Genomic DNA, 26,484 nt, shown 5'->3' with positions numbered 1-26,484 from the left:
GTCGCTTTTGACGAGTTTTCAAGGATGCACCGACATGCTGATGCGCGCGATTGCAGTCCCCACGTTGCTGGCGACGTTTACCGGGCTGGCCTACGCGGCCGAGTGCCCGGAGCTATTGCAAGGATCACTGCAAAAGCTGCGCGCCAAGGAATCCGTCGACCTGTGCCAACGGTATGAAGGTAAGCCGCTGGTGGTGGTCAATACGGCGAGCTTCTGCGGTTTCGCCCCGCAGTTCAAAAGCCTTGAGGCGCTGAATCAGCGTTACAAAGGGCAGGGGCTGGAAGTACTGGGTGTTCCATCCAATGACTTCAAGCAGGAGTCATTGGACGGTGCCGAAACCGCCAGGGTTTGTTACGTCAACTATGGCGTGACTTTCACTATGACCGAGCCGCAGTCGGTACGTGGCGCCGACGCAACCCATTTGTTCAAGGTACTGGCCGAACAGAGCAGTGCGCCAAAATGGAATTTCTACAAATACGTGGTCGATCGCAAGGGTAAGGTGATTGCCAGCTTTTCCAGTCTGACCAAGCCCGATGATCCCGAGTTCATTGCAGCGGTGGAGCAAGCTCTGGCTTCGCAACCGCTCGTTTCGCCCCCTGACCTGTAGGGGCGAGCTTGCTCGCGAAAATCTCAAGGCGCCTCGTTCATCCAGTAAGCATGTGTCATCGTTCGCGTCCATCGCGAGCAGGCTCGCTCCCACAAAGCCCCGCCTCTGTGAAGAGAGCGGGGCTTTTTTGATTCCGATGGCGAGCGGTTCAGGCTCGCCGGGAATCATCAGAAGCGGTAGGTTGCACCGACACCGAAACCGTTGGCGCTGTTTTCGTACTTGGCGCTGTAACTGTCTACCTGGTTGGAGCGATCCACCTTGACAGCTTCTTCCTTCAGGTAGGAGTAGGCGACGTCGATGGTCAGATCATCGGTGACGTTGTAGCCGGCGCCAAGGCTGAAGATTGTGCGGTCACCTGTAGGAATACGTGGGGATCGGTCGGTATTGTTGGTAGGCGACTGGTCAAAGCTCAGGCCGGTGCGCAATACCCACTGCTTATTCAGCTGGTAGGAGGTACCGATGGCGTAGGCCCAGGTATCGTGCCAGTTCTGCTCTTCCGTAATGGTGCCGAACAGGGCCGGGGACAATGCACCGCCTTGTGCCGCCGTTACGCCGTCGTTGTTGACGGTGATGTCTTTCAAACGGCTCCAGCGAGTCCAGGTGGAACCTGCATAAAGGGTCCACGCATCCGTCAGCTGTTGTGTCACGGAGAAGTCGACAGATTCAGGTGTTTCGATTTTCAGCGAAGCATCGTATCGATTGCTTTTCAGGAAGGCGGAAGGTGAATTTGCGCCTGCGCTGATATCGGTATGACCTTCAATCTTGTATTTCACTTTCGAGTGATAGGTCAGGCCGACACGAGTGGTGTCTGTTGCCTGTACCAGGACCCCGAAGTTGTAGCCAAGAGCGACATCATCCCCTTTGATTTTGACGTGGGTATCGCCAAAAAGAGGTACATCCGACTCCAGAGTGCCGCCAATGCGGTTGATGGTCGGGCCGAAACCAATCGATACTTTGTCGTTAAAGGCGTAGCTGACGGTAGGCTGGAAGGTGACAACCTTGACTTCACTCTTGCTGCCGAAACCGGCACCCTGGAAGCCATTTTCATAGTCGGTAATCAGACCAAAAGGTGCGTAGACACCGAGGCCGAATGCCCAGTGATCATCAATCGGCTTGACGTAATAGCCCATCGGAACGGCTGTGAATGGCACCATGTCGCCTTTGTTGGTACCCGGGTGGGCGCCTTGGGCGTCTTTGATATCAGTCGAGGCATCGATAGCTGCGATCCCGCCAGTGACTTCCTGGCGCTTGATTCGCGACATGCCGGCAGGGTTGCCAAAAACAGTGCTTGCATCATCGGCAGATGAAGAGCGTCCCGCAAAACCAGTCCCCATTCCACTGATGCTCTGTTCGTTGAGGGCAAAGCCACTCGCGAAAATCTGGGTGGATGCCAAGGCAACGGCGAGGCTAATGGTGGTTTTGAGCATTACTTTTTTCATTATTAGAATTCCTGATGATCACCGGGGCGAAAATTACCAACATTTTCGTCCCGGCGCCATAGGCTGTATCGCTTGATTTAGAGCGGTTTTGTAGGACAATCCGACCAGAATCGCGACATGTTGCGCGATCTTTGGATCCAGATGTGTCAGCAGGCGACCTGATTCAGCGGTGAAACACAGGTTTGCCAGGCGCTGGTGAAATCACGCAGACGTCCCTGGGGCTGAAAGGTCTGGCGCCAAATTCTGGCCATACCCAACAAATCATCAGGGGCGGGGAGGGGGGTATTCTGTTCTTCCACCAGCAGCCAGGCGATGGCTGTGGCGTAACGCAGGTTGACGGTCAATTCGAGGTGCGGGCCACTCAGAAACGCATGCTGGCTGGCCAGGCCGCGGACCAGGCTTGCACGCTCCGGATCAAGGGCCAGGTAATGGTCCCAAAGGGCCTGGTGGCGGGGCTCGGCAATGCGGTACAGGCCGTGCCCACGGCGGTCATGCAGGGCGGAACCAAGGGCGGACTGGCTGGCGGCAATGCCCAGCAGCAGGGATTCGGCAGTAGCGCTATGACGTCCGAGGTAGATCAATGTCGGACGAATCACATAACGGCACAGTTCGCTGGCAGCGATACCCATAAAACCCTCGCGACCTGAATTGGACGGCGATACCTGAAGGGGGGGGGCTTGGCAGCAGTGAATCGGCTCAGGCTCGCCGCAAGCGGGTCAAGCCGCTTGAGTTGAAGTGTAGTGTCATATTCGCGCTGTAAAGGCCTGTTTTTAAAATATTTCCAGCGACCAGTTATAACCGTTATATCGGATCGTGCTTAGTCGTTGCGCGGGGGATGGGAAACATCGGGCAATAAAAAGCCCCGCTTTTCAGCAGGGCTTTTGAGGTTTTCAGCCTTTCTGGCGTCTCAGGCAACCAGTGCCTGGCGAGTACGCTCGATCACAGCCTGCAGCGGTTCTGCGCTGGAGTATTGATCCGGGTACAGGCGTTCGCTGTGACGAGCGATGCCGTGTTCGTTGACCAGAGTGAAGCTGAAGCAGCCTTTGCGAGCGGCCATGATCAGGCAGTTCATTGGAGCAAAAGCGTTGGTTAGGGTGCGGATGGCATCCTGAGTGTGGATTTGAGTGGACATAATTGGTGTTCCTACAAGCGACACGGATAAGAACCGTGCAAAGTTAAAACGTTCCAGTGACGACGACCACCATTGGTCGAACGAAGAACCCGACTGGAACAAAGCAGCCAGTTTGAAGCGCTGACAAGTTGGCGCGCTTGGGCTGGCAGGTAGGTACTTAGGAGGGCAGGCAACACATCGAGGGCAAAGGTTCTGGGCCCGGGGTGAAGATCCTGATCAATATGCAGGTTGGTTCGAGCAGAGTAAGCAGGCGGAGCAACACCCTTTGCTTTCGATTCAAAGGTTGTGTCGGCGCAAGATTTACCTGGAAACCATCGAGGTGGTCGATCCCGCTTGCTCGGTGGAGGCTTCCTTTGGGAAGGCTGACCGGGGGATTTGTTCGACCAGAATTGACTTTCAGCTTGGTACTAACGCCGCGGATAGTAACGGATTGAACTGGCCAAGGGAAGTGTGTTGGCAAAAATAATTTCCCGGCAGGTGCCGATCGGGCTGTTTTGCCTTGTAGCCAAGTGTATGAAGCTGCGCTGACTGAGATTGCTACGCCCTGTAGCAGAACAAAACCCGACCATCGGGCATCGACCTTGGTAGCAACGCAGCTGTCTAAACACCGGGTTTGCCAAGGCTTATCCCCAGGCATGACCAAAAAACGCGCCGAAAAAGTGCATCGATATAACCGTCGCAAAGGGACTTGTGCACATTAGTTGCGCACTCTGTCACCCCGCTGTCATCTCACGTTCAAGCGTAGTAGCTGCCTGTATCCAAAATTTAAGTCAATGAAAAACATCGCTTTTTTTTACTGGTGAAAAAATCGTCAGTTTGACCGCGAGCCCCATTCCACAGGGCTTTGAGCGGGTTCAGGAGCGGTTGTCCACTGAGTTATCCACAGCTTCTGTGGATTGTCCCGAGCGCTTGCTCTAGGACGGGCGTGCCGGGATATTTTCAGCTTTACCTGTAAGAAAAAGAGAGTAAAGTTGCGCGCCTTCCGATCTGCCCCACAGTGCTTTATGAAGTTTCGCTCAGCCTCTGTTTCCTCTTCCTCCACAGCACCTTCTGTTGCCCCTACCAAGCGCTTTTCCATGCGCGTGGCGGAGTGGCTGTTGGACAGTCCGCACCTGGGCGAAAACCGTAACGTCAAACACATCGCCGGACGTCTTCTCAAGCAACCGGCCCGTGAAGGCGTGGTGGCTGCACAAAGCCGTCTTGGCCAGTTGATGTGCCGCGAATGCGGGAATGCCCGGGACCGTCGGATCGGCCAGGACCTGCTGCGTCAGGCCGCTCGGGCAGGCGATCGCCGCGCTCAACAGGAACTGGGGCTGATCGAAGACTGAGCTGTCCAAGATCTGGCGCCTTGGTTAACCTTCAGGCTTTATCCGAATGCAGGAGTGGCTATGGCAATGGACTTGACCAGCGTATTGCTGGGGCTGGCAGGGGCAGCGTTGCCGTTGCTGGTATTGGCCTGGCAACTTCAGCGTCGGGCCAGCACCACGCAAGCCGATGTCGCGCTGCTGCAAGAACGCCTGGCCATGGCGCAACTGGCGCAGGACGGATTGAATGCTCAGATCGAGTCAATTCGCGATGAGGCGGCTGATCTGACCCAGGCCAACGCCGCCAAACAGGCGGATCTGGCGGCGCTGCGTCGTGAAGTCGAACTGCTGCAGATCGAGCGCGACGACGCCCGTGACGCCGCCCATGCGTGGAATATCGAACGCGCCGGCAAGGAAGCCGAATTGCGCCGTCTGGATGCCCAGGCCGCGTCGCTCAACGCCGAATTGCGCGAGCAACAGGACAGTCATCAGCAACGCCTCAACGACCTGCAAGGTTCGCGGGACGAGTTGCGCGCGCAGTTCGCCGAGCTGGCGGGGAAAATTTTCGATGAGCGCGAGCAGCGTTTTGCCGAAACCAGCCAGCAGCGCCTGGGGCAGTTGCTCGATCCTTTGAAGGAACGCATCCAGTCCTTCGAAAAGCGTGTCGAGGAAAGCTATCAGAACGAGGCGCGTGAGCGTTTCTCCCTGGCCAAGGAGCTGGAGCGCCTGCAACAGCTGAATTTGCGCTTGAGCGATGAAGCCACCAACCTGACCCGCGCCTTGAAAGGGCAGAAGACCCAGGGCAATTGGGGTGAACTGATTCTTGAGCGAGTGCTCGAGCATGCGGGGCTGGAGAAGGGCCGCGAGTACCAGACCCAGGTCAATCTCAAGGGACCGGACGGCGAGCGTTTCCAGCCGGATGTGATCATTTATCTGCCGGGCGACAAGCAGGTGGTGGTCGATTCCAAGGTCAGCCTGACGGCCTATCAGCAATACGTCGCGGCTGAGGACGAGGCCATCGGCCAGATCGCCATCAAGCAGCACGTGCTGTCGTTGCGCAATCACGTCAAAGGCCTGGCCGGCAAGGATTACAAGCGCCTCGATGGCTTGCACAGCCTGGATTTCGTGTTGCTCTTCGTGCCGATCGAGGCGGCGTTTTCTGCCGCGTTGCAGGCTGAGCCGACACTGTTTCAGGAGGCATTCGACCGCAACATCGTGATCGTCAGCCCCACCACGTTGTTGGCGACCCTGCGTGTCATCGACAGCCTGTGGAAACAGGAGCGTCAGAGCCAGAACGCCCGGGAGATCGCCGAGCGGGCCGGGTGGCTGTACGACAAGTTCGTGCTGTTCATTCAGGATCTGGACGAGGTCGGCAATCGCCTTCAGCAACTGGACAAGGCCTACAGCTCGGCACGCAACAAGCTGACAGAGGGGCGTGGCAACCTGGTCAGTCGCAGTGAACAGCTCAAGCTGCTGGGCGCACGGGCGAGCAAGAGCCTGCCGGCGGACTTGCTGGAACGGGCGATGACCGATGTGGATGGATTGGTCGAATTGCCGGAATAGCTGAAAAAGCTTCGCGAGCAGGCTCGCTCCCACAGGTGCCATGTTGTTCGCAGATGTTGTGAGTGATGCAAAACCACTGTGGGAGCGAGCCTGCTCGCGAAAGCACTGGAAGCATCACCGCACAACCCAGTGATTAGAGCGGCAAATACCGGCTCAACAACGCCCGCAATGCCGCCGGTTTCACCGGTTTGGCCAGATAGTCCAGCCCCGCGGCATGCACCTGGTCGACCGTTTCCGGCCGGCCATCGGCGCTGATCACCACCCCCGGAACCGGCTCGCCCATTTGCGTGCGCAACCAGGCCATCAAATCGGTTCCGGTCTCGCCATGATCGAGGTGGTAATCCACCAGCGCCAATTGCGGGCGCACGCCTTCGCCCAGCAGCGCTGCGCACTCCTCGCGATTGCGTGCGGTCCAGACCTGGCAACCCCAGCGGCTGAGCAGGCTGTTCATGCCGATCAGGATGCTGTCCTCGTTGTCGATGCACAGCACCTGCGCCCCATTGAGCAATTTGCCATTGAGCTCGGCGACTTTGACCGGTGCTGCGGTTTGCGCCCGGGCCAGCGGCACGTTGACGCTGAACACGCTGCCTCGCCCCGGCCAGGAGCGTACGCGCAAGGTATGACCGAGCACGCGACATAGCCCGTCGGCAATCGCCAGCCCCAGGCCGAGGCCTTTTTCGGCACGTGTCTGGTGGCTGTCGAGGCGCTTGAACTCTTCGAAAATCACCTGCTGTTTGTCTTCCGGAATACCCGGTCCACGGTCCCAGACTTCCAGGCTCAATCCTTCCTTGTGCCGACGAACCCCCAACAACACCGGCCCTTTGCCGTAGCGGAAAGCGTTGGTCAGGAAGTTCTGCAAAATCCGCCGCAGCAATTTGATGTCGCTGTCGACCCGCAACGTGCTTGCGCGAACCCGGAACTCCAGCCCTTGTTCCTGCGCCAGCACCTTGAACTCGGTACCGAGGGTGTCGAACAGTTCGTTGAGAGCGAACGGCTGGCGATTCGGGTTGATCTTGCCGTTCTCCAGGCGGGAAATGTCCAACAGGTCGCTGATCAAGTCCTCGGCCGAGCGCAGCGAGCTGTCCAGGTGCTCGACCAGTTTCTGCGCCTCGCCCGACAAACCATCGTTCTGGTGGGAGAGGGCGGCGGAGAACAGCCGCGCCGCATTCAACGGTTGCATCAAGTCATGGCTGACGGCCGCGAGGAAGCGGGTCTTGGACTGGTTGGCGGTCTCGGCGGTGCCCTTGGCTTCGGTCAGGGCGACGTTGAGCTGCGAGAGTTCGTGGGTCCGTTCGGTGACCCGTTGCTCCAGGCCTTCGTTGGCTTCGGTCAGCGCCTGCTCGGCTTCGCGGAACGCGGTGATGTCGGTGAAACTCATGACGAAGCCGCCGCCTGGCATCGGATTGCCGATCAGTTCGATCACCCGGCCGTTGGGGAACAGGCGCTCGGAGGTATGCGCGCGGCCCTGGCGCATCCAGTGCAGGCGGCGCGCGACGTGTACTTCGGCCTCGCCGGGGCCGCACAGTCCACGCTCGGCATTGTGACGGATGATGTCGGCAATCGGCCGGCCGACTCTGATCAGGCCATCCGGGTAGTTGAACAAATCCAGATAGCGACGGTTCCAGGCCACCAGTTTCAGCGACTGGTCGACCACGCTGATGCCCTGGGTGATGTTCTCGATGGCGCCTTGCAGCAAGGCACGGTTGAATTGCAGCACTTCCGAGGCTTCGTCGGCGATGCGCACGACGTCCTCCAGTTGCATCTCCCGGCCTTCAATGGCCGCCTTGACCACTGCGCGGGTCGAAGAGGCACCGAGCACACCGGCCAGCAAGCGTTCGGTATGGGCGATCCATTCACTGTCGGCGTTCTGGTTCGGGTTGAAGCCCTTGCCCTGGCGATAGGCAAAACGGATGAAGCTTTGCCGGGCGCGTTCTTCGCCGACGAAGCGCGCGGCCAATTGCAGCAGGTCGTCGATCTGCACTGAAAGCATTGAGCGTGCGCTGGGGCGGGCACTGATTTCCTGGCCGATGAAGCGGCCCGCCTGCCAGTGCTCGGAAACCCGGGTGCGTGACAGCACCGAGACCCAGGCGAACAGCGTGAAGTTGCCTGCCAGCGATAGCACCACGCCTTGGGTCAACGGAGTGATCGGCAGGTTCAGTGGATTACTGTGCAACCAGGCCAGGCCCGGGAATGTGCTCAGGGACAGACCGAGGCTATTGGCAGCAATCGGCAGGATCAGGGTGTAGAACCACAGGAAGGTGCCTGCGGCGAGGCCGGCGAACACGCCGCGACGGTTGGCCTGTTTCCAGTACAGCGCACCGAGCATGGCGGGGGCCAATTGGGTCACGGCGGCGAAGGCGATCTGGCCAATGGTCGCCAGGCTGGCGGTCGAGCCCAGCAGGCGATAACTGACGTAGGCCAACAGCAGAATGACCACGATGCTGACGCGGCGCACCGACAGCATCCACTGGCGGAACACTTCGAACGGGCGCTCGGCGTTGTTGCGCCGCAGCAGCCACGGCAACAGCATGTCGTTGGACACCATGGTCGACAGCGCCACGCTGGCCACGATCACCATACCGGTGGCCGCCGATGCGCCACCGATAAATGCCAACAGGGCCAGCGCCGGGTGCGCCTGGGCCAGGGGCAGGCTGATGACGAACGAGTCTGGCAACACCGAGCTGGGCAGCATCATCTGCCCGGCCAGTGCGATCGGCACGACAAACAATGCCGCGAGGGCGAGGTAGGCCGGGAATACCCACTTGGCCAGGCGCAGATCCTGGGGCTCGATGTTCTCGACAACGGTCACGTGAAACTGCCGCGGCAGGCAAATGATCGCCATCATCGCCACACCGGTCTGCACCACCATCGACGGCCAGTTGATGGTTTCCTTCCAGTACTGTTCCAGCCGCGGCGCAAGCATGGCCTGGTCGAACAGGTCGTCGAATCCGTCGTACAGGCCGTAGGTCACGAAGGCGCCGACGGCGAGAAACGCGAACAGCTTCACCAATGATTCGAAGGCAATGGCCAGCACCATGCCGCGGTGGTGCTCCGTGGCGTCGAGGTTGCGGGTGCCGAAGACGATGGTGAACAGCGCCAATACCAGCGACACGATCAGCGCGGTGTCCTGGGCGCGGGTGCCCATGGCGTCAGCGCCGGCGCCGATCAGCAGGTTCACGCCGAGCACGATGCCTTTGAGCTGCAGCGCGATGTAGGGCAACACGCCGACCAGGCAAATCAATGCCACCACTACCGCCAATGACTGGGATTTGCCATAGCGCGCAGCGATGAAGTCGGCGATGGAGGTGATGTTCTCCTGTTTGCTGATCATCACCATTTTTTGCAGGACCCACGGCGCGCCGACCAGCAACAGGATCGGTCCGAGGTAGATCGGCAGGAACGACCAGAGCTGTTCGGCGGCCTGGCCCACGGCGCCGAAGAAGGTCCAGCTGGTGCAATAGACCGCCAGCGACAGACTGTACACCCAGGCACGCACTCGCGGCGGCAAGGGCGCGCTGCGACGATCGCCATAGAAGGCGATGGCGAACATGATGGCCATATAGGCCAGGGCGACGGCGGCGATCAGCCCGGTGGACAGCGACATGGGGACTCCAGACAAAAGACTCCCGGGACTCCCGCCCGGACAGACAGTCTCGCACGACCGCCAGCGTTAGTCAGTGTCGACCAAGGTCGTGGCGTGGCGGGGGGTCGCAGGAGGATTTTCAGTGTCTGGACTGGCCCCTTCGCGAGCAAGCCCGCTCCCACAGGAGGGGGCGGCGAACACGGTCGATGTGGGAGCGGGCTTGCTCGCGAATGCCGGTATTACTGACTGAATGCAATCTCGATCAATCGATACAGCTCTTCAACCTCCAGCGGCGCCTCGGCAAACAGGATGCGAAACACCGTCGGCGCGGCGATCAGATTGATCAGCCGATCGACACTGGGCTTGGGCTGATCCGGATAGCGATCCAGAATCGTCTGCAGTTGCCCGCCAATGATGGTCGCGCAATAACTCGGCTTCAGCGCTGCCTGCACGTCGTACAGCATGTTGCGGCCGGGTTCGGAGCTCATCTCGTCCAGGTACTGCTCGGCCCAAGCCCGCACGTCACCGTGAAGACTGCCGGTATTGGCCGGCCCGTTGTCGGGCTGCATGCGGGCGAGGGCGACGTCGGCCAGCAGCGCCGACACGTCGCCCCAGCGTCGATAGATGGTGGATGGCGTGACGCCCGCGCGCGCCGCAATTTGCGGCACCGTCACGCTGGCGCGGTCCTGCTCCTCAAGGAGTTGACGCACGGCCGAATGAATCGACTCTTGAACCCGGGCGCTGCGGCCGCCGGGGCGTAATGTAGGGGCTGTCATCTTGTGTTTCCTGTATTGCGTCGGGTCTTGCAGTTGGCATCCGGTCCTGAAAGCCATGCATCGGACCTTAACACAAAGAATTTGCTTTAAGAGGGATCCAGTAGCACACTTCGCAAAAGCAAAAAATTAGCTTTTGTGGAGTGTGTCTATGCCCGATTCTCCTTCAAATCGTGCCAGCCTGTGGTTTCTGGCAATAACCTTACTCAGTTTTCTGGCGGCTTCCACCGCGCCGACGCCGCTGTATCACCTGTATCAGGAGCAGATGCAGTTTTCGCCAGCGACCCTGGCCCTGATTTTTGCCGTGTACGCCCTCAGCCTGTTGGCAGCGTTGCTGACGGTCGGCTCGCTGTCGGATTACCTGGGGCGCAAGCCGGTGATTTTTACGGCGGTGCTGCTGAACATCCTGGCGATGTTGCTGTTTATATACGCCGACAGTGTCCCGTGGCTGATCAGTGCCCGGGTCCTGCAAGGGTTTGCCACCGGCATGGCGACTGCCGTGTTGAGTGCAACCTTGCTGGACACCGATCGCCAGCAAGGCCCGCTGGTCAATAGTGTCGCGCCCTTGCTCGGCATGGCTCTGGGGGGAATGGGCTGCGGTTTGCTGGCCGAGTTTGCGCCGGCGCCGTTGCACCTGACCTATTGGCTGCTACTTGCTCTGTTCGCGATGCAGGCCGTCTTTGTCTGGCGTTTGCCGGAGAGCGTCACGCGCCAGTCCGGGGCTTGGGCATCATTGCGGCCCACCCTGCATGTGCCGGTCCAGGCGCGCGCGACGTTATGGCGGGTGTTGCCGCTCAACACGGCGACTTGGGCGCTCGGCGGTTTTTACGCGTCGCTGGCACCTTCATTGGTGCGCACGGCGACGGGTTCGACCTCGAACCTGATTGGCGGGGCGACCGTCGCCGCATTGACGGTGACCGGTGCCCTGATGATTTACACCTTGCGCAATCAGGCGGCGACCAAGGCGCTGCAACTGGGCGCCAGTTCGTTGCCGGCGGGAGTCGCCCTGATTCTACTGGGCGTGCACAGTGCCAGTTTGCCGCTGTTTTTCCTCGGCACGCTGGTCGCCGGTTGTGGCTTCGGCGCCGGTTTCCTCGGGGCGGTGCGCAGTCTGGTGCCACTGGCCTTGCCCCATGAGCGCGCCGGGTTGATGTCGGCGTATTACGTGCTGAGTTATCTGGCGTTCTGCCTGCCGGCGCTGCTGGCCGGGAACCTGGCGCGGACCTTTGGTCTGGTGGCAACCACCGATGGTTATGGTGCCGTGCTGATGGTGCTGGCCCTTAGTGCAATGGTGGGTTTACTGCGATCACGTTCGGCCAGGGTCTGCGAGGCCAACCGGTAAAATTGAGTTAGCCTTGGCACCCACTCAGCTCGCTCGAAGGGTCGTGGCTGAAGCTATATAAGCAATATCGATAAGATATAGAGATATTACCCGTTATATAGATATTCGATTCAGATCTAGCATGGGCTCTACCTCACAAGAGGACAGGAGTTCGCCATGACATGCGCCAATAGCATCAAGCCCGGTATCAAACCTTTCAGTCACCTGCAGCATCCCCGCGAGGTGATTCGCCAGTTCACCCCCAACTGGTTCGCGGCCACCATGGGCACCGGGGTGCTGGCATTGGCGTTGGCGCAATTGCCGGTCGCCATGCCTGCCTTGCACGCCTTTGCCGAAGCTCTCTGGCTGTTCAATATCGCCCTGTTTCTGCTGTTTACGGCGGTATACACGGCGCGTTGGGTGCTGTTTTTTGACGAAGCACGACGGATCTTCGGCCACTCCACGGTTTCGATGTTTTTCGGCACCATCCCCATGGGCCTGGCAACCATCATCAATGGCTTCCTGGTGTTTGGCCTGCCGCGCTGGGGCGATGGGGTGATTCACCTCGCCGAGGTGCTGTGGTGGCTGGATGTGGCGATGTCGCTGGCCTGCGGGGTGCTGATTCCCTACATGATGTTCACTCGTCAGGAGCACAGCATCGACCAGATGACCGCTGTCTGGTTGTTGCCGGTGGTCGCGGCAGAAGTGGCGGCCGCCAGTGGGGGCCTGTTGGCGCCGCATCTGGCCGACGCGCATTCGCAACTGGTGGTGCTGGTGACCAGCTACGTGCTCTGGGCCTTTTCCCTGCCGGTGGCCTTCAGCATCCTGACCATTCTGTTGCTGCGCATGGCCCTGCACAAACTGCCCCACGAAAACATGGCCGCCTCGAGCTGGCTGGCCCTTGGCCCGATCGGCACCGGTGCGCTGGGCATGCTGGTACTGGGCGGTGATGCACCGCTGATTTTCGCGGCCAACGGTATGCCGGGAGTCGGTGAGATTGCTGCGGGACTGGGTCTGGTGGCCGGCATCACCCTGTGGGGCTTCGGCCTGTGGTGGATGCTGATGGCGCTACTGATCACTGTGCGCTACCTGCGTGCCGGCATTCCGTTCAATCTTGGCTGGTGGGGCTTCACCTTCCCGTTGGGCGTCTATTCTCTGGCGACGTTGAAACTGGCCAGTACCTTGAACCTGATGTTCTTCAGTGTGTTTGGCTGCGTGTTGGTGGCGTTGCTGGCGGTGATGTGGCTGATCGTCGGCAAGCGCACGGTGCTGGGCGCCTGGCGCGGGGAGCTGTTTGTCTCGCCGTGCATTGCCGGATTGAAGAAATAACCGGCAAAGATTAGGTAATGTGTGGCCTGGATCGACGTTCGATACTCCAATTACAGTATCCAGGCCACTCGCTACCTAACATCAGGGACACATGGAAGATGAGTCACCCCTCACAGTTCACCTTGCTGCGCACCCGGCGCTTCCTGCCGTTCTTCATCACCCAGTCCCTCGGGGCGTTCAACGACAACGTGTTCAAGCAGTCGCTGATCCTGGCCATTTTGTACAAGCTGGCCATCGAAGGTGACCGCTCGATCTGGGTCAATCTGTGTGCGCTGCTGTTTATCCTGCCGTTTTTCCTGTTCTCGGCCCTGGCCGGGCAATTCGGGGAAAAGTTCGCCAAGGACGCGTTGATCCGCCTGATCAAGCTTGGGGAAATCGCCATCATGGCGGTCGGCGCCGTTGGCTTCATGTTCGATCACCTGTCGTTGATGCTGGTGGCGCTGTTCGCCATGGGCACCCACTCGGCGCTGTTCGGGCCGGTGAAGTACTCGATTCTGCCGCAAGCCCTGCATGAAGATGAGCTGGTGGGCGGCAACGGCCTGGTGGAAATGGGCACCTTCCTGGCGATCCTTGCCGGCACCATTGGCGCTGGGGTCATGATGTCTTCGGCGCATTACGCACCGGTAGTGTCCACGGCGATCATCAGCATTGCCGTGCTCGGCTACCTGGCCAGTCGCAGCATTCCCCGGGCGGCGGCCGCCACGCCACAAATGCGTCTGAACTGGAACATTTTCAGCCAGTCCTGGGCCACGTTGAAACTGGGCCTTGGGCAAACGCCGGCGGTATCACGCTCGATTGTCGGCAACTCGTGGTTCTGGTTTGTCGGGGCGATTTATCTGACGCAGATCCCGGCCTATGCCAAGGAGTGGATGCACGGCGACGAAACCGTGGTGACGCTGATTCTGACGGTGTTCTCGGTCGGCATCGCGTTGGGGTCGATGCTGTGTGAGAAATTGTCCGGGCGTAAAGTCGAAATTGGGCTGGTGCCGTTCGGATCGTTCGGCCTGACCGTTTTCGGTCTGTTGCTGTGGTGGCATTCCGGCTCAATACCGGACAGCGCCGCCGGCCATGGCTGGATCGAAATCCTCGGTTTCGGCCACGCCTGGCTGGTACTGCTCGACATCCTCGGCCTGGGCGTTTTCGGTGGTTTCTACATCGTGCCGCTTTACGCACTGATCCAGTCACGTACAGCGGAAAACGAACGGGCGCGGGTGATTGCCGCCAATAACATCCTCAATGCGTTGTTCATGGTGGTGTCGGCGATTGTCTCGATCGTCTTGTTGAGCGTGGCCAAACTGTCGATCCCGCAGCTGTTCCTGGTGGTGTCGTTGCTGAACATCGGCGTCAACGCCTACATCTTCAAGATCGTCCCCGAGTTCACCATGCGCTTCATGATCTGGCTGCTCAGCCATTCCATGTACCGCGTCGAGCACCGCAATCTGGATCTGATTCCCGATGAAGGCGCAGCATTGCTGGTGTGCAATCACGTGTCATTCGTCGATGCCTTGCTGATTGGCGGCTCGGTGCGCCGGCCGATTCGCTTTGTGATGTATTACAAGATCTACAACCTGCCGGTGCTGAACTTCATCTTCCGTACTGCGGGGACGATTCCTATCGCAGGGCGTCATGAAGACATCCAGATCTACGAAAAGGCCTTCACGCGCATTGCCCGGTATCTGAAGGACGGTGAACTGGTGTGCATCTTCCCCGAGGGTAAATTGACCGCCGATGGCGAAATGAATGAGTTCAAAGGCGGGCTGACGCGGATTCTCGAAGAGACGCCGGTGCCGGTGATTCCGCTGGCCTTGCGGGGGTTGTGGGGGAGTTTCTTCAGCCGCGATCCGGGCAAGGGACTGTTTCATCGCCTGTGGTCGCGTGTGACATTGGTGGCAGGGCCGGCGGTGGCGGTTGAAGTGGCGGAGCCGGCGAAGTTGCAGGCGTTGGTTGGGGAGTTGCGCGGGGCTGTCAGATAACGGTTGTTTGAGCGGGCCTCATCGCGAGCAGGCTCACTCCTACAGGGATCGTGGGTGTGGTGAAAATCTCCGACACACCATAAAACCTTGTAGGAGTGAGCCTGCTCGCGATTGGCGGTAGTGGCTTAAGCGCTGACCTTCAGGCCAACCAACCCGGAAATGATCAACGCCACACTCGCCAACCGCACCAGTGCCATGGACTCGCCAAACAGGATGATCCCGGCGATCACCGTGCCCACGGCGCCGACCCCGGTCCAGATCGCATAGGCCGTACCCAGCGGCAATTCCTTCATTGCAAGGCCGAGCAAGCCAAGGCTGATAGCCATGGCCGCAACGGTCAACACAGTGGGGAGCGGGCGGGTGAAACCGTCGGTGTACTTGAGGCCGACGGCCCAGCCGACTTCGAACAGGCCGGCGAAAAACAGAATGATCCAGGACATGAAGACCTCCATCGTCTGACGGGGTCGTCCCCTGATTAATGACTCGATCGAGCCGCGAGGTCGTCCTCGCGATGGGCAATAGAGTGCCCAGCATTAACCCGGGGATCAAGTTTTTGAATCAGTCAGTCGCCTGCTGTGCAGCCATTTCCCGATCCTGCTTTTCACTCATGCGGCGCAAATACGTGGAGAGCAATGCCCCGGAAATGTTGTGCCAGACGCTGAACAATGCGCTGGGCACTGCCGCCAGTGGCGAGAAGTGCGCGCTGGCCAGGGCCGCGCCCAATCCGGAGTTCTGCATGCCGACTTCCAGGGCCAGGGACTTGCGCTGGGCTAGGGGCAACTTGAACAGGCGCCCGGTGAAGTAACCCAGCAGGTAGCCAAAGCTGTTGTGCAGCATGACCACGGCCATGATCAGCAAGCCGGACTCGGCAATCTTCGCCTGGCTGGCGGCCACCACCGCCGTGACGATGATCACGATGCTCACAACCGACACCAGCGGCAACACGTCCACGGCATGCCGAACCTTGTCGCCGAGCACCCGTTGGGCAACCACGCCCAGCACGATCGGCAGCAGCACCACTTGCAAGATCGACCAGAACAACTCCATGAACGACACCGGCAACCAGGCCGAGGCCAGCAGCCAGATCAGGGCTGGGGTCAGCAGCGGGGCGAGGAGGGTGGTGACGGCGGCGATGGCCACCGACAGCGCCAGGTCGCCGCGGGCCAGCCAGGTCATCACGTTCGACGAGGTGCCGCTCGGGCAGCAGCCGACCAGAATCACACCGACGGCGATTTCCGGTGGCAAGTGGAACACCTGGCAGAGCAACCACGCCACGCCCGGCATGATCACGAAATGTGCAACCACGCCCAGGGCCACGCGCCATGGATGGCGAGCGACTTCGGCGAAGTCTTCGAGTTTGAGGGTCAGGCCCATGCCGAACATCACCAGCCCCAACAAGGGCACGATGGCGCCTTTGAGGCCGAGGAACCACGCCGGCTGCAGAAACGCCACGACAGCGAAAATCAGTACCCAGTAAGCGAAAGTGTTGCCGACAAAACGACTCAATGCAGCCAGTGCGCGCATGGCTTGATCCTTATTTTAAGCGACGCTACAAAACCCCTGTAGGAGCGAGCTTGCTCGCGATGGTGTGTCAGACAAAGAGGGGCTACTGACACTCCATCGCGAGCAAGCTCGCTCCTACAGGAGAGATCACAAGGCTTTAGATGCCTTGCGGAGTCTCTTCGCCGCCCAGCGCTTCAACCAGCGCCGGCAGGAAATCGCCGAAGGTCAGCATCATCAGGGTGAAGCTGGCGTCCAGTTGGCCCAGGGCTTCGTCGCCGCCGTCCTGTTCCGCCTGGTCTTGCAGCAAGTCTTCGAATTTCAGGCGCTTGACCACCATTTTGTCGTCAAGGACGAACGACAGTTTGTCCTGCCAGGCCAGGGACAACTGAGTGACCACTTTGCCGGTGCTCAGGTGCAACTGGATTTCTTCGCTGGTCAGGTCCTGGCGCTTGCAACGCACAATGCCGCCGTCTTCGTGGGTGTCGCGCAGTTCGCACTCGTCCAGCACAAAGAAGTCGTCTGCGGCTTTCTGCGTGGTGACCCACTCGGTCATGGTCGCGGTCGGGGACATTTTCACGGTCAGCGGACGCACCGGTAGGGTACCGATCACTTCGCGCAAGGTCGACAGCAAGTCTTCGGCGCGTTTCGGGCTGGCCGAGTTGACCAGGATCAGGCCCTGTTTCGGCGCGATGGCGGCGAAGGTCGACGAGCGGCGGATAAAGGCGCGAGGCAGGAAGGCCTGGATGATTTCATCCTTGATCTGATCGCGTTCCTTCTTATAGACCTTGCGCATTTGCTCGGCTTCGATCTCTTCGACCTTTTCCTTGACCGCGTCACGCACGACGCTGCCCGGCAATATACGTTCTTCCTTGCGCGCGGACACCAGCAGGAAGTCACCGCTGACATGCACCAGCGGCGCATCTTCGCCTTTGCCGAATGGCGCAACGAAACCGTAGGTGGTCAACTCCTGGCTTGCACATGGGCGCGCCAGTTTGGTGGCCAGTGCAGTTTCCAACGCCTCGGCATCAACAGGCAGATCTTGGGTCAGGCGATAGATAAGCAGGTTTTTGAACCACATGGGGTGAGTCTCTCCTTTATACAAAGGCGGGCATTATTGTCTTCGCCGTGCCATAGGCCAACCTTTCTCTAAGCCTTTGGAAGGCCTGAGAAAATTATTTTAAAAAGTGCTTGCCAGAGGTTGGGTCGCTCCGTAGAATGCGCGCCACACCGAAGCGAAGGGTGATTAGCTCAGCTGGGAGAGCGTCTGCCTTACAAGCAGAATGTCGGCGGTTCGATCCCGTCATCACCCACCATTCGTTTCAAGTGTTACGCGCAGCGGTAGTTCAGTCGGTTAGAATACCGGCCTGTCACGCCGGGGGTCGCGGGTTCGAGTCCCGTCCGCTGCGCCATATTCGGTAACCTGGAACACTGAACGCCAGGTCACCACGGAAAAGCCCGCTTAGGCGGGTTTTTTTCTGCCTCAAGTTTCACTGTTGTTCCTGTGGGTTGCATCGTTTCACCGGTTTTTAGATTTTTTTGAAAAAAACTTCAAATAAATCAACACTTTATAAAAACCTGTGGCATAATGTGTCCCGCAACGAAGGTAAAGGGTGATTAGCTCAGCTGGGAGAGCGTCTGCCTTACAAGCAGAATGTCGGCGGTTCGATCCCGTCATCACCCACCACTTTCAACGCTACGCGCAGCGGTAGTTCAGTCGGTTAGAATACCGGCCTGTCACGCCGGGGGTCGCGGGTTCGAGTCCCGTCCGCTGCGCCATATTCGGTAACCTGGAACACTGAACGCCAGGTCACCACAGAAAGCCCGCCTTGTGCGGGCTTTTTGCTGTCTGGGGTTTGGCTTTCCTCGCGCTCTGCAGGAGCGAGCTAGCTCGCGAAGGTCGTGAACGATAACGCGTAAATTCAGATAGCCAGCGGCGCACGTGGGTTTTTCGCGAGCAAGCTCGCTCCTACACCTACAGTCCGGTGTTGCGCCTGTGTCGGTAGTCGCTGACGGCTTCATACACGGCCTTGCGCAGGCGATTGATCCCGCCGATGGGACGGTGTGCTTCAGCGCCGAACCAGGGATTGAACGACTGGTTGTCGCATTGCAGGTTCAGCGCCGGTGTATCGAAGTCCTGCGCTGGCACTTTGATTCGCGCCACGGTCTCGAAGGGTGCATCGCTTTCGCGCCACTCAATGCTGGTGTCTTCGATCGGCATGTACTTGTTGGCGTCCTGTCGCTGGATTTGCAAGACAAAACAAGCGGGCACCCGATCAGTCGACAACTGTTGATTCAGCGCATTGCGCAGAAAGTTCGGCAGCTTGCGATTCTGTTCCGGCAGGCTGTAGGCCGGGCAATTGTCCGGATCGGGTGCAACCCGGAACTTCGCATTGGCTTCACCGAATTTGTAGGGCGAAACCGAAAAGTATGTCGTCCGGGTTGGGCTTGGCGGGGCTGGGGACAGCGTCGCCAGGGCGATAAACAGGTGGCGAACCTGCCAGGTGCGTGGATCCCGGCCGGGGAAGAAGGCCATCATCTTTTTACCGTCGGCCTGGGCGGCGACGTTCTGACGGTATTCGGCGACATTACTGACAAAGAAGTTCGGGTGGCTGAACATTACAAAGTCCTGTTCGCCTCGCCCCTGCTGATCGCTCAACAGTTGTTTGCCTGGAACATCGAACAGTTTGATCGCCATGCCCCGGGCGTCGCGGATGCTGTCGAACTGCGGGTAGGCATTGCCGTTGGACAGGCGCATCGTCGCTTGCCAGGTTTTTCCCGGTTCGCTGAACACGCCCTGACGCAGCTCGCCTGGCAGTTCCGGCAGCACCTGAACCTCGGCCTTCACGCAGCCGTGGGCCTTGGCGTGGGCATCGCGCAGGTAGCGGGTGCTTTCGCGGTGCTGATCGACGATGCGCACGGCGGTCTGGATGATGTCCTGGGTCATCGCGGCTTCGCCGTCCGCAATCAACTCCTGCGCCGAGACCGGCCCGCGATGCTGCCAGGCAAACCAGGCGCTGGCCAGAGCCCAGCCCAGCACGCCGAGACCCAGCAACCACAGCAACAGCTTGGCAAGGAAGGCGCCCAGGCGCAGCCAGAGAGTTATCAGCATGGGAAAGTCCTTTTGACTGAGGCTGTGATCATGGCAATTGCGCCTCCAGCGGGCCGCCCAACACTTTCAGGTATTCCAGCAGTGCCCAGCGTTCTTGCGGCTGCAACCCGCGGCCGATCACGCCATTGCCGAGTTTGCCGGCACGGAATTCATGACCGCTGTTGTGGTTGCCGGTGATTTGCGTGTCGAACAGAAAAGCGTTGTTGAAGGCTTCGGTGCGATATCCCAGATGCTGTGGGTCGAATTCGAAAGTGCCTTTGTAGAACGTGGTCGCACGCTCATCCTGAGGCGACAGCAATTGATAAATGCTCGGCACCGAACCGTTGTGCAGGAACGGCGCTGTCGCCCATACGCCCGCCAATGGCCTGGCCTTGTACGAACGCAATTCGCGCACGCCGATCGGCAGGCCGAAACCATCCATTTCAGCACGCTCGGCAGGGCCGACATTGGCGTCTTGATACGCACGGTCCTGGACATAGGCGGTGACATAGGCCAGCCCCTTGGCCACGGACATTTTGCTCAGGTCCATTGGTTCGGTGGGTTTTGGCTCCACATCAAGTTTTTCCAGCTCCGCCTGCTTCCATTGCAGCGCAGTCAGGTCGAAGCGGTGGTCGGCGATGTTGTTGGCTGCGCCGGGGTCTGTGCCAATGTATTCCACGGGGATCATTTTCAGGTGCTGAACGTATCGCCCGTCGCCCTGGGTGGTGTGCGGTACGTGACAACCCGCGCAGTTTTCGGCGAACAAGGCGCGCCCCCTTGCTGCCAGAGGTTTGTCGATCGCGCCCAACAGATCTTCCGGCCAGGCTGGAGGCTTGAGTCGTCGCAGGGTTTCTTCGATCAGGTGCAGGTCGCGCACACGGACGCTGGAGGGGTAGCGGGCATCGCCCATCAGTGGCTGGTCGTTCTTGTCGAAGAAGTTCAGCGTGGCGCCGACACCCAACGCTTCGCCGATGTTGCGCGCCATCGGTTGTTTCGCCGAACCGTTCCACTGCACCCATTCGAACGTCCACATGTCCCACAGCTGCGGATAGTCAACGGGGGCATTGGCCACGCGGTAATTGTCGGGGGAGATCGCATCACCGAAGCTGGCGTTGGCGATGCGCCCGAAGGCGTCTGTGCGCCCCGGGCCTTCCTCGGTCGGATAGAGCCCGCGATGGGTGTCGTTCCAGGCCACCTTGAGGAACGTATCCAGTGAGGATTTGAATTCTTTGCGCAACTGTTGATGGCGGGCGTCGTAGTCCTGGCCCAGCACGTTGCGTGCGAAACGTTCGAACTTCCACGGGTTGTAGTAAGTCGAGGCCAGGCTGGCCACCAGTGCCTGTCCGAAACTGCCCCCTTTGAGTGTAGGAACACTGGACGGCAGGACGTGCTGCGCCGAGCCGCCGTCGATACGCACGGCTTGGCCCTTGAAGCGCAGTTCACCGGTGTGGCAGGCCGCGCAGGTGACATCCAGAAACACATCCGGGCTCCCCGTATTCTGGTGCCGGGTAAAGCCTGCCGGGAGGTTGCCGGGGTTGTTCAGTGTCGGCTTCTGGCCGGGGTCCACCAGAAAACCGAAGCGGGCGAGGTATTCGGGGGCGGCGAAGCGTTGCTGCGAGAAGGGCAGTTCGAGGGCGGTGAACCAGTCATAGCGCAGGCCTTTGACCTGAGTGCCCTGGGGTGTGAAGTAATAAGTCTCTCGGTCGGCGGCGCTCCATTGCTCCAGGTAATGAACTTGTTGCGGAGGCGACCAGGCCGGCAATTTCGGGTTGGCGACGTAGTAAAGAACCACGGCCAAGACCAGCCCAAGCAGTACTGCGATGAGAACCAGTAAGCGAAAGAAGAGGCGCAAGATAAACGTCCTTGTCGAATGATCATGTCGTTATGCCCGAGTACCCAAGGTGGGGCAAGAGGCCATTACGCCAGATGTTGTGGGTTCAAGAATCAGTCTGCGTCGGAACAAGATGAAAGAAGCTTCATCAGCCGAATTGTGAATTGCGTTTAAACACCTGAACTTATCAATTGTTTCCGGCTCTCATGCCGGTAGCCATTGGTCGTGGCGGCCTGATAAGCTCGCGGCTTTACTCGATTGCCCTTTAGGCGCATGAACAAGGAAATAGCATGAAACAGCATCGGTTGGCGGCGGCGGTGGCCCTGGTTGGCCTGGTACTCGCGGGTTGTGATTCGCAGACCAGCGTAGAGCTGAAAACTCCGGCGCAAAAAGCTTCCTACGGCATTGGACTGAACATGGGCAAGAGCCTGGCTCAGGAAGGCATGGATGACCTGGATTCCAAAGCTGTAGCCCAGGGCATCGAAGACGCCGTCGGCAAGAAAGAGCAGAAGCTCAAGGACGAAGAACTGGTTGAGGCGTTCGCCGCGCTGCAAAAGCGTGCCGAAGAACGCATGGCCAAGATGAGTGAAGAGTCGGCCGCTGCCGGCAAGAAATTCCTCGAAGAAAACGCCAAGAAAGCCGGCGTGACCACCACCGCTTCGGGCTTGCAGTACGAAGTCGTGCAGAAAGCCGATGGCCCTCAGCCAAAGCCGACTGACGTAGTGACCGTTCACTACACCGGCAAGCTGACCAATGGCACCGTATTCGACAGTTCCGTCGAGCGCGGCAGCCCGATCGATCTGCCGGTCAGCGGTGTGATCCCGGGTTGGGTCGAAGGCCTGCAACTGATGCACGTTGGCGAGAAGTACAAACTGTACATCCCTGCTGATCTGGCTTACGGCGCTCAAAGCCCGAGCCCGGCGATTCCGGCCAACTCGGTGCTGGTATTCGACCTGGAACTGCTGGCCATCAAGGATCCGGCAAAAGCAGACGACGCAGCCAAGTAATCGGCGCCTGCTTCGATAACAACGCCTCGCTCATGCGGGGCGTTGTTGCATCTGGCGTTTGGCACAGGTAAACAAAACGAACAGACGCTCCAGGCCGGAGTCTCAGGCATAGTAGACGTTGGCGTTAGCCGTACAAGTCCGCCAAGTCAATGAAATTATAGGTTTTTTTTGATGGGTAAAAAACGCCCGATCTGAACGCAGGCCTTGTAAAACGGGGCTTGCAGCGCTGAAAAGCAGCTCTGTTCACAAGGTTATCCACAATTTGTGTGGATAACATTTCAACGGGAGGAATCATGAAAGCACCCTGGAATTTTGCTCGTTTCCTGCCGCTGGCCGGACGTCTGCTGGCACGCGGCCGATTGCCGACCCTGTTGTTCGCAGTCGCCAGCAAGGGCGCGAGCCAGGGCAACCGACTAGGCAAACTCAAGGATGACTTGAAGCTGTTGCAGGCACTCTGCCTGGCCTACTGGCGTGGTGAATATCGCGCCATCAGCCCCAGGGCGCTGGTTTCGGTCGTCGCGGGCCTGATGTACTTCCTCAGCCCGGTGGATGCGATCCCGGATTTCATTCCGGTGTTCGGCATGCTCGATGACATCGCGGTATTGGCGTGGCTTATGAAAGTGCTCGACGACGAACTCAATGCCTTTCGCGCCTGGCGCAAACGGCAGGTGCCGGAGAAACTCGCGGTGGTTGAGCGCCTGCCTGATACCCCCGAGCAACTGCAACTTCAAGGTCCGAAAAAACACTGAGTCGATTGCGACCTGTTCACAGATTGATGCCCCCCGCGACCTTGGCCGCTGTTAGGATTACACTTCTAGGGAAAAGTGCTGACTCGCTAAGTGTTGTTGTCCTACGGGGTAGTCATGGATATTCAGATAATTACACGCGAAGGCGAGCCCGAATATGCGGTTCTGCCATGGGCTCAGTATCAGGCGTTACTGAAAGCAGCAGGCATCAAGGAGCAAGCGTCGCCTGAGGCCACGAAGCTTCGGGCGGCAACACCAGACGCGATTCTTCCGGGTCTGGATCAACTACGCAGTTTGCGCGAAGGAAAGGGCATCGCCATCGAGGCGCTGGCCCGCACGGTAGGCATCAGCCCGTCTTACCTGGCCATGATCGAAAGTGGCGAGCGTCTGCCCGACGCCGCGATTCGGCGCAGCCTGGCTTGGGAGTTGACGGTGCCGGGGTGGAGGGATGAATCGTGAGCGTACGCATCAGTCGTCAACATTGGGACGGATTGCTGGGCGAACTGGATCAGGCGCGTCGTCAGCGCCATCTCCTGACTTATCGGGCATTACTGGAACGTTTGCAGTTGCCGACTCCGGCCATGCAAACCCTGACAGCGGCCCTTGAGCATCTGGCGGCGCTGGACGCCAGGGCGGAGCAGCCATTGCGCAGTTCACTGGTGATCAGTCAGGGCGCCAGCCGCTTGCCGCGCACCGGATTCTTTGAGTGTGTCGAGCGTCTCGGACGTTTTTCCGGGCCGTCGGACGGCGTTGCCGCCGCGTCCTGGCATGCTTCGGAAGTGGTGCGGGTGTTCGAGTACGAATACCCGGAATCGGCTGAGGCCTGAGTGTTTTTACAACTCAAGGCACGGGCCGGTTACTGGCTCGCGCGCCGATTGTTTCACTGGCCATGGTTTGTCCGTCAGCCACGTGGCTGGCGCTGGCTCGAAGGTCAGTTCGCACGCATGGCCAACCTGGGCGATGTCGGCGCCCAGAGCTTCTATGGGCACATCCTGACGTTTCGCGGCGTCGGCCTCGGTGCTCGTGAGGAGGGCGTGCGTTTGTTGCGCCTGGCGGCGTTGGCGGGCGATGGCAAGGCGGCGTATCAAGTGGGCGTGATCAGCCTGGCCGGGACGGCGAGCAAGGCTCCGGACCCGGTTGAAGCAGTGCGGTTCTGGGAGATTGCAGCGAAGGCCGGGCATCCGTTGGCGGCGATCAAGTTGCAAGAGCTGGCGTCTCGCGAGACTGACCTATAACCCCAAGGCTGCCGGGTGATAGTTGTGATGTGCTCGACGTGACCGGGCGACGGTTGCGGTCCAGGCCTTCTTGAAGGATATAGGTGGGGATCAAATCGAGATTCAGGTTGTTTGATCTGGCGTCTTCGCTGACAAGCCAGCTCCTACAGGGGGGGGCGTCAGATCAGTCAGCGCTGCCCCGTCAGCCAAACCGCTTTGGGCTCCGGTGCCGCCAGGCTATCAATCACATGCACGCTATACCCTTGCACACTCTTCGCATGGTGCTTGGCCTGTGATGCCATCTCGGCCAACTGGCTCGCATCGAGTTGTTCACAAGCCTGTGGATGCAGATGCACCACCCCGATCGACAGCGACAACAGCGCAAACTCCTGGCGCTGGCCCTGGCGATTCGGTGCGATGAAGCAGCCGGCTTCCAGGTGTTCGCTGCGGTAGAAGCGCCGGCACTGGCTCTGGAAGTCGTCGAGCAACTGGTTCAAACGTTTGCGCCAGTCTTGCGGGCCGAGCACCAGCAGGAAGTCATCACCGCCGATGTGGCCGACAAAGTCGCGAGCCGGGTCGACGCGGTCGTTCAGGCATTGCGCCAGGCACAGCAAGACTTCGTCGCCGCGGCCGTAGCCGTAGATGTCGTTGAAAGGCTTGAAACTGTCGATGTCCACGTAGCAGATCACCGATTCCCGTTGCTGTTGCAGCAGCCGTGTCAGGCATTGCTGGATCGGCACGTTGCCCGGCAGCAAGGTCAGCGGGTTGGCGTAGCGGGCCTGCTGGATCTTCAGTTCGGTAATCAACTTGAGCACGTCAATCACCCGGCCAAGCCCGAGATAGCCGCCATTGAGCGTGATGATGAAATCTTCTTCGATGCGCTGGCGGGCACGGCTGGTGATCAGGCGACTGACCTGTTGCAGTGACTGACTCAGCTCGACGGCGAGGAAGTCATCGCTCATCAAGCGGCTGATCGGTTTGCGGGCGAACAGGTCGGTGGCAAAGGGCTTGAGCAGGACGTCGGAGAGCGAATGACGATGAACAATGCCGCAGGGCTGACTCTGTTCATTCAGGACCGCCAGCGAGTTCAGGTTGGCCTGGCGGCGAAAGGTTTCGAGCACCGTGGCGGTGGGGGTGTCGCGGTTCACCGCGGGTTGCTCGTTGAGCAGGGCGCTGAGGTCACTGCCGTCTTCGCTCAGTACAACGGCGATGCTGTCCTGTCGGGGCATCATTGCCCGGGCATCCCGCGGTGGGTGTTCCTGGGGGCGGCAGAGCAGGTAACCCTGCACCAGGTCCACGCCCATTTCGGTCAGCACCGTGAGCTCTTCCGGCAGTTCGATACCTTCGGCGATGACTTGCGCCCGCGAGGCCTTGGCGATTTGCAGGATCGAGCCGACGAATTCACGCTTGAGCGCATCCTGATGAATGCCATCAATGAAGTGCCGGTCAATTTTCACGTAATCCGGCCGCAGCTCGGACCACAACCTCAAACTCGAATAGCCCGCCCCCAGATCATCCAGCGCAATCGAAAACCCCATCGCCCGATAGTGATGCAGGGCGGTTTGCAGCAGCTGGAAATCATCCGTTGGCGTTTGTTCAGTCAACTCGATGACCACCTGGCTCGCAGGGATGCCGAAGTCTTGCAGCAGTTGCAAGGTGCGCCCCGGTTGATGGGCCGCTTCAAGCAGGGATTCCGGGGATACGTTAAGGAACAACAAGCCAGGCAATTGCTGTTCATTGAAGCGTCGGCAAGCGCTCTCGCGGCAGGCAATTTCCAGCTCGCTCAGACGTCCGGCCTGACGGGCGACGGCGAACAGGGCGACAGGGGAGTGCAGAGGATTGTTGGACGGGCCGCGACTGAGGGCTTCGTAGCCGAGAATGCGCCGTTCAGAGAGGCTGATGATCGGCTGGAACAGGCTGTGCAAACCGCTTTGAGTCAGGATCGAGCTCAATGCACTCAGCTGTTCGGTTGTGGTCATGGCGATCTCTGGCGATAAAAAAAGGACCGGGCGTGCCCTTGGTAAAGAGCACGCCCGGTCCTTTATTTCACGACAGAACGATGACTGTTTGA

The 26,484-nt window shown here is 59.5% G+C and carries 22 protein-coding genes and 4 tRNA genes; 15 read left to right on the top strand and 11 right to left on the bottom strand.

Features of this window, described 5'->3' with window-relative positions:
- Window positions 1-34 precede the first annotated feature (34 nt).
- Window positions 35-607: a glutathione peroxidase gene (locus C8K63_RS24535; RefSeq protein WP_108219020.1), complete on the top strand. Its 573-nt coding sequence runs from the start codon at window positions 35-37 to the stop codon at window positions 605-607.
- A gap of 167 nt (window positions 608-774) precedes the next feature.
- Here the strand turns inward: C8K63_RS24535 and C8K63_RS24530 are convergent, their stop codons facing one another.
- From C8K63_RS24530 to C8K63_RS24520, 3 genes are all read right to left on the bottom strand, one after another.
- Window positions 775-2,046, bottom strand: coding sequence for an OmpP1/FadL family transporter (locus tag C8K63_RS24530; RefSeq protein WP_108219019.1), 1,272 nt, complete (start codon window positions 2,044-2,046; stop codon window positions 775-777).
- Window positions 2,047-2,192: 146 nt separating this feature from the next.
- Window positions 2,193-2,675 carry a hypothetical protein gene (locus tag C8K63_RS24525; RefSeq protein ID WP_008051047.1) on the bottom strand — a complete coding sequence of 161 codons (483 nt, stop codon included), beginning with the start codon at window positions 2,673-2,675 and terminating at the stop codon, window positions 2,193-2,195.
- A gap of 278 nt (window positions 2,676-2,953) precedes the next feature.
- Window positions 2,954-3,178, bottom strand: a complete 225-nt coding sequence (locus C8K63_RS24520) for a hypothetical protein (RefSeq protein ID WP_007898912.1) — start codon at window positions 3,176-3,178, stop codon at window positions 2,954-2,956.
- A gap of 1,004 nt (window positions 3,179-4,182) precedes the next feature.
- Between C8K63_RS24520 and C8K63_RS24510 the strand changes: the two genes are divergently transcribed.
- A complete protein-coding gene (locus tag C8K63_RS24510; protein ID WP_108219018.1) occupies window positions 4,183-4,506 on the top strand; it encodes a hypothetical protein in 324 nt (107 codons plus the stop codon).
- Window positions 4,507-4,680: 174 nt separating this feature from the next.
- Window positions 4,681-6,045, top strand: a complete 1,365-nt coding sequence (gene rmuC, locus C8K63_RS24505) for a DNA recombination protein RmuC (RefSeq protein ID WP_177413297.1) — start codon at window positions 4,681-4,683, stop codon at window positions 6,043-6,045.
- A 133-nt stretch (window positions 6,046-6,178) separates the two neighbouring features.
- Here the strand turns inward: rmuC and C8K63_RS24500 are convergent, their stop codons facing one another.
- The gene (locus C8K63_RS24500; RefSeq protein ID WP_108219016.1) at window positions 6,179-9,649 is read right to left on the bottom strand and encodes a PAS domain-containing hybrid sensor histidine kinase/response regulator; all 3,471 of its coding nucleotides are present in this window, start codon (window positions 9,647-9,649) and stop codon (window positions 6,179-6,181) included.
- A 218-nt stretch (window positions 9,650-9,867) separates the two neighbouring features.
- A complete protein-coding gene (locus C8K63_RS24495; RefSeq protein ID WP_108219015.1) occupies window positions 9,868-10,404 on the bottom strand; it encodes a TetR/AcrR family transcriptional regulator in 537 nt (178 codons plus the stop codon).
- A gap of 148 nt (window positions 10,405-10,552) precedes the next feature.
- On the opposite strand from C8K63_RS24495, the gene C8K63_RS24490 reads away from it, so the two are divergent.
- The 3 genes from C8K63_RS24490 to C8K63_RS24480 all read left to right on the top strand — a co-directional run bounded on the left by C8K63_RS24490 (window position 10,553) and on the right by C8K63_RS24480 (window position 15,024).
- Window positions 10,553-11,743, top strand: coding sequence for an MFS transporter (locus C8K63_RS24490; RefSeq protein ID WP_108219014.1), 1,191 nt, complete (start codon window positions 10,553-10,555; stop codon window positions 11,741-11,743).
- Window positions 11,744-11,899: 156 nt separating this feature from the next.
- Complete coding sequence (locus C8K63_RS24485) at window positions 11,900-13,051, top strand: TDT family transporter (protein WP_108219013.1); 1,152 nt, start codon at window positions 11,900-11,902, stop codon at window positions 13,049-13,051.
- 98 nt (window positions 13,052-13,149) lie between these two features.
- Window positions 13,150-15,024: an MFS transporter gene (locus tag C8K63_RS24480; protein WP_108219012.1), complete on the top strand. Its 1,875-nt coding sequence runs from the start codon at window positions 13,150-13,152 to the stop codon at window positions 15,022-15,024.
- 125 nt (window positions 15,025-15,149) lie between these two features.
- Here the strand turns inward: C8K63_RS24480 and sugE are convergent, their stop codons facing one another.
- From sugE to rdgC, 3 genes are all read right to left on the bottom strand, one after another.
- Window positions 15,150-15,464: a quaternary ammonium compound efflux SMR transporter SugE gene (sugE, locus tag C8K63_RS24475; RefSeq protein WP_007977599.1), complete on the bottom strand. Its 315-nt coding sequence runs from the start codon at window positions 15,462-15,464 to the stop codon at window positions 15,150-15,152.
- A gap of 118 nt (window positions 15,465-15,582) precedes the next feature.
- Window positions 15,583-16,548 carry a bile acid:sodium symporter family protein gene (locus C8K63_RS24470; RefSeq protein ID WP_108219011.1) on the bottom strand — a complete coding sequence of 322 codons (966 nt, stop codon included), beginning with the start codon at window positions 16,546-16,548 and terminating at the stop codon, window positions 15,583-15,585.
- A gap of 136 nt (window positions 16,549-16,684) precedes the next feature.
- Window positions 16,685-17,605, bottom strand: coding sequence for a recombination-associated protein RdgC (gene rdgC / locus C8K63_RS24465; RefSeq protein ID WP_007969735.1), 921 nt, complete (start codon window positions 17,603-17,605; stop codon window positions 16,685-16,687).
- A 159-nt stretch (window positions 17,606-17,764) separates the two neighbouring features.
- Here rdgC and C8K63_RS24460 point away from each other — a divergent pair.
- The 4 genes from C8K63_RS24460 (at window position 17,765) to C8K63_RS24445 (ending at window position 18,303) form a co-directional block, all read left to right on the top strand.
- Window positions 17,765-17,840, top strand: a tRNA-Val gene (locus C8K63_RS24460).
- 19 nt (window positions 17,841-17,859) lie between these two features.
- Window positions 17,860-17,936: transfer RNA gene (locus C8K63_RS24455), tRNA-Asp, on the top strand.
- 199 nt (window positions 17,937-18,135) lie between these two features.
- Window positions 18,136-18,211, top strand: a tRNA-Val gene (locus tag C8K63_RS24450).
- A 15-nt stretch (window positions 18,212-18,226) separates the two neighbouring features.
- Window positions 18,227-18,303, top strand: a tRNA-Asp gene (locus C8K63_RS24445).
- 196 nt (window positions 18,304-18,499) lie between these two features.
- On the opposite strand, the gene C8K63_RS24440 is transcribed toward C8K63_RS24445, so the two are convergent.
- Both C8K63_RS24440 and C8K63_RS24435 read right to left on the bottom strand, forming a co-directional pair.
- Window positions 18,500-19,636, bottom strand: a complete 1,137-nt coding sequence (locus tag C8K63_RS24440) for a catalase family protein (RefSeq protein WP_108219010.1) — start codon at window positions 19,634-19,636, stop codon at window positions 18,500-18,502.
- Between the two features lie 28 nt (window positions 19,637-19,664).
- Window positions 19,665-21,467 carry a di-heme-cytochrome C peroxidase gene (locus C8K63_RS24435; RefSeq protein WP_108219009.1) on the bottom strand — a complete coding sequence of 601 codons (1,803 nt, stop codon included), beginning with the start codon at window positions 21,465-21,467 and terminating at the stop codon, window positions 19,665-19,667.
- 269 nt (window positions 21,468-21,736) lie between these two features.
- Here C8K63_RS24435 and C8K63_RS24430 point away from each other — a divergent pair, with 269 nt between their 5' ends.
- The 5 genes from C8K63_RS24430 to C8K63_RS24410 all read left to right on the top strand — a co-directional run bounded on the left by C8K63_RS24430 (window position 21,737) and on the right by C8K63_RS24410 (window position 24,434).
- The gene (locus tag C8K63_RS24430) at window positions 21,737-22,453 is read left to right on the top strand and encodes an FKBP-type peptidyl-prolyl cis-trans isomerase (RefSeq protein ID WP_108219008.1); all 717 of its coding nucleotides are present in this window, start codon (window positions 21,737-21,739) and stop codon (window positions 22,451-22,453) included.
- 293 nt (window positions 22,454-22,746) lie between these two features.
- Window positions 22,747-23,202, top strand: a complete 456-nt coding sequence (locus C8K63_RS24425; protein ID WP_108219007.1) for a YkvA family protein — start codon at window positions 22,747-22,749, stop codon at window positions 23,200-23,202.
- A gap of 114 nt (window positions 23,203-23,316) precedes the next feature.
- Complete coding sequence (locus C8K63_RS24420) at window positions 23,317-23,658, top strand: helix-turn-helix transcriptional regulator (protein WP_108219059.1); 342 nt, start codon at window positions 23,317-23,319, stop codon at window positions 23,656-23,658.
- On the top strand, window positions 23,655-24,026 hold the full coding sequence (locus tag C8K63_RS24415) for a hypothetical protein (RefSeq protein ID WP_007898892.1): 372 nt from the start codon (window positions 23,655-23,657) through the stop codon (window positions 24,024-24,026). Before C8K63_RS24420 ends, C8K63_RS24415 begins: the two co-directional genes overlap by 4 nt.
- A complete protein-coding gene (locus tag C8K63_RS24410; RefSeq protein ID WP_108219006.1) occupies window positions 24,027-24,434 on the top strand; it encodes a sel1 repeat family protein in 408 nt (135 codons plus the stop codon).
- Window positions 24,435-24,601: 167 nt separating this feature from the next.
- Here C8K63_RS24410 and C8K63_RS24405 read toward each other — a convergent pair whose 3' ends face one another.
- Window positions 24,602-26,392, bottom strand: coding sequence for a bifunctional diguanylate cyclase/phosphodiesterase (locus C8K63_RS24405; RefSeq protein ID WP_108219005.1), 1,791 nt, complete (start codon window positions 26,390-26,392; stop codon window positions 24,602-24,604).
- Window positions 26,393-26,484: the final 92 nt, after the last annotated feature.

Source organism: Pseudomonas sp. GV085 (genome assembly GCF_003050925.1).
GTDB lineage: Bacteria > Pseudomonadota > Gammaproteobacteria > Pseudomonadales > Pseudomonadaceae > Aquipseudomonas.
Note: the sequence above shows the minus strand (reverse complement) of the source record. Positions and strands in the feature narration are given on the sequence as shown.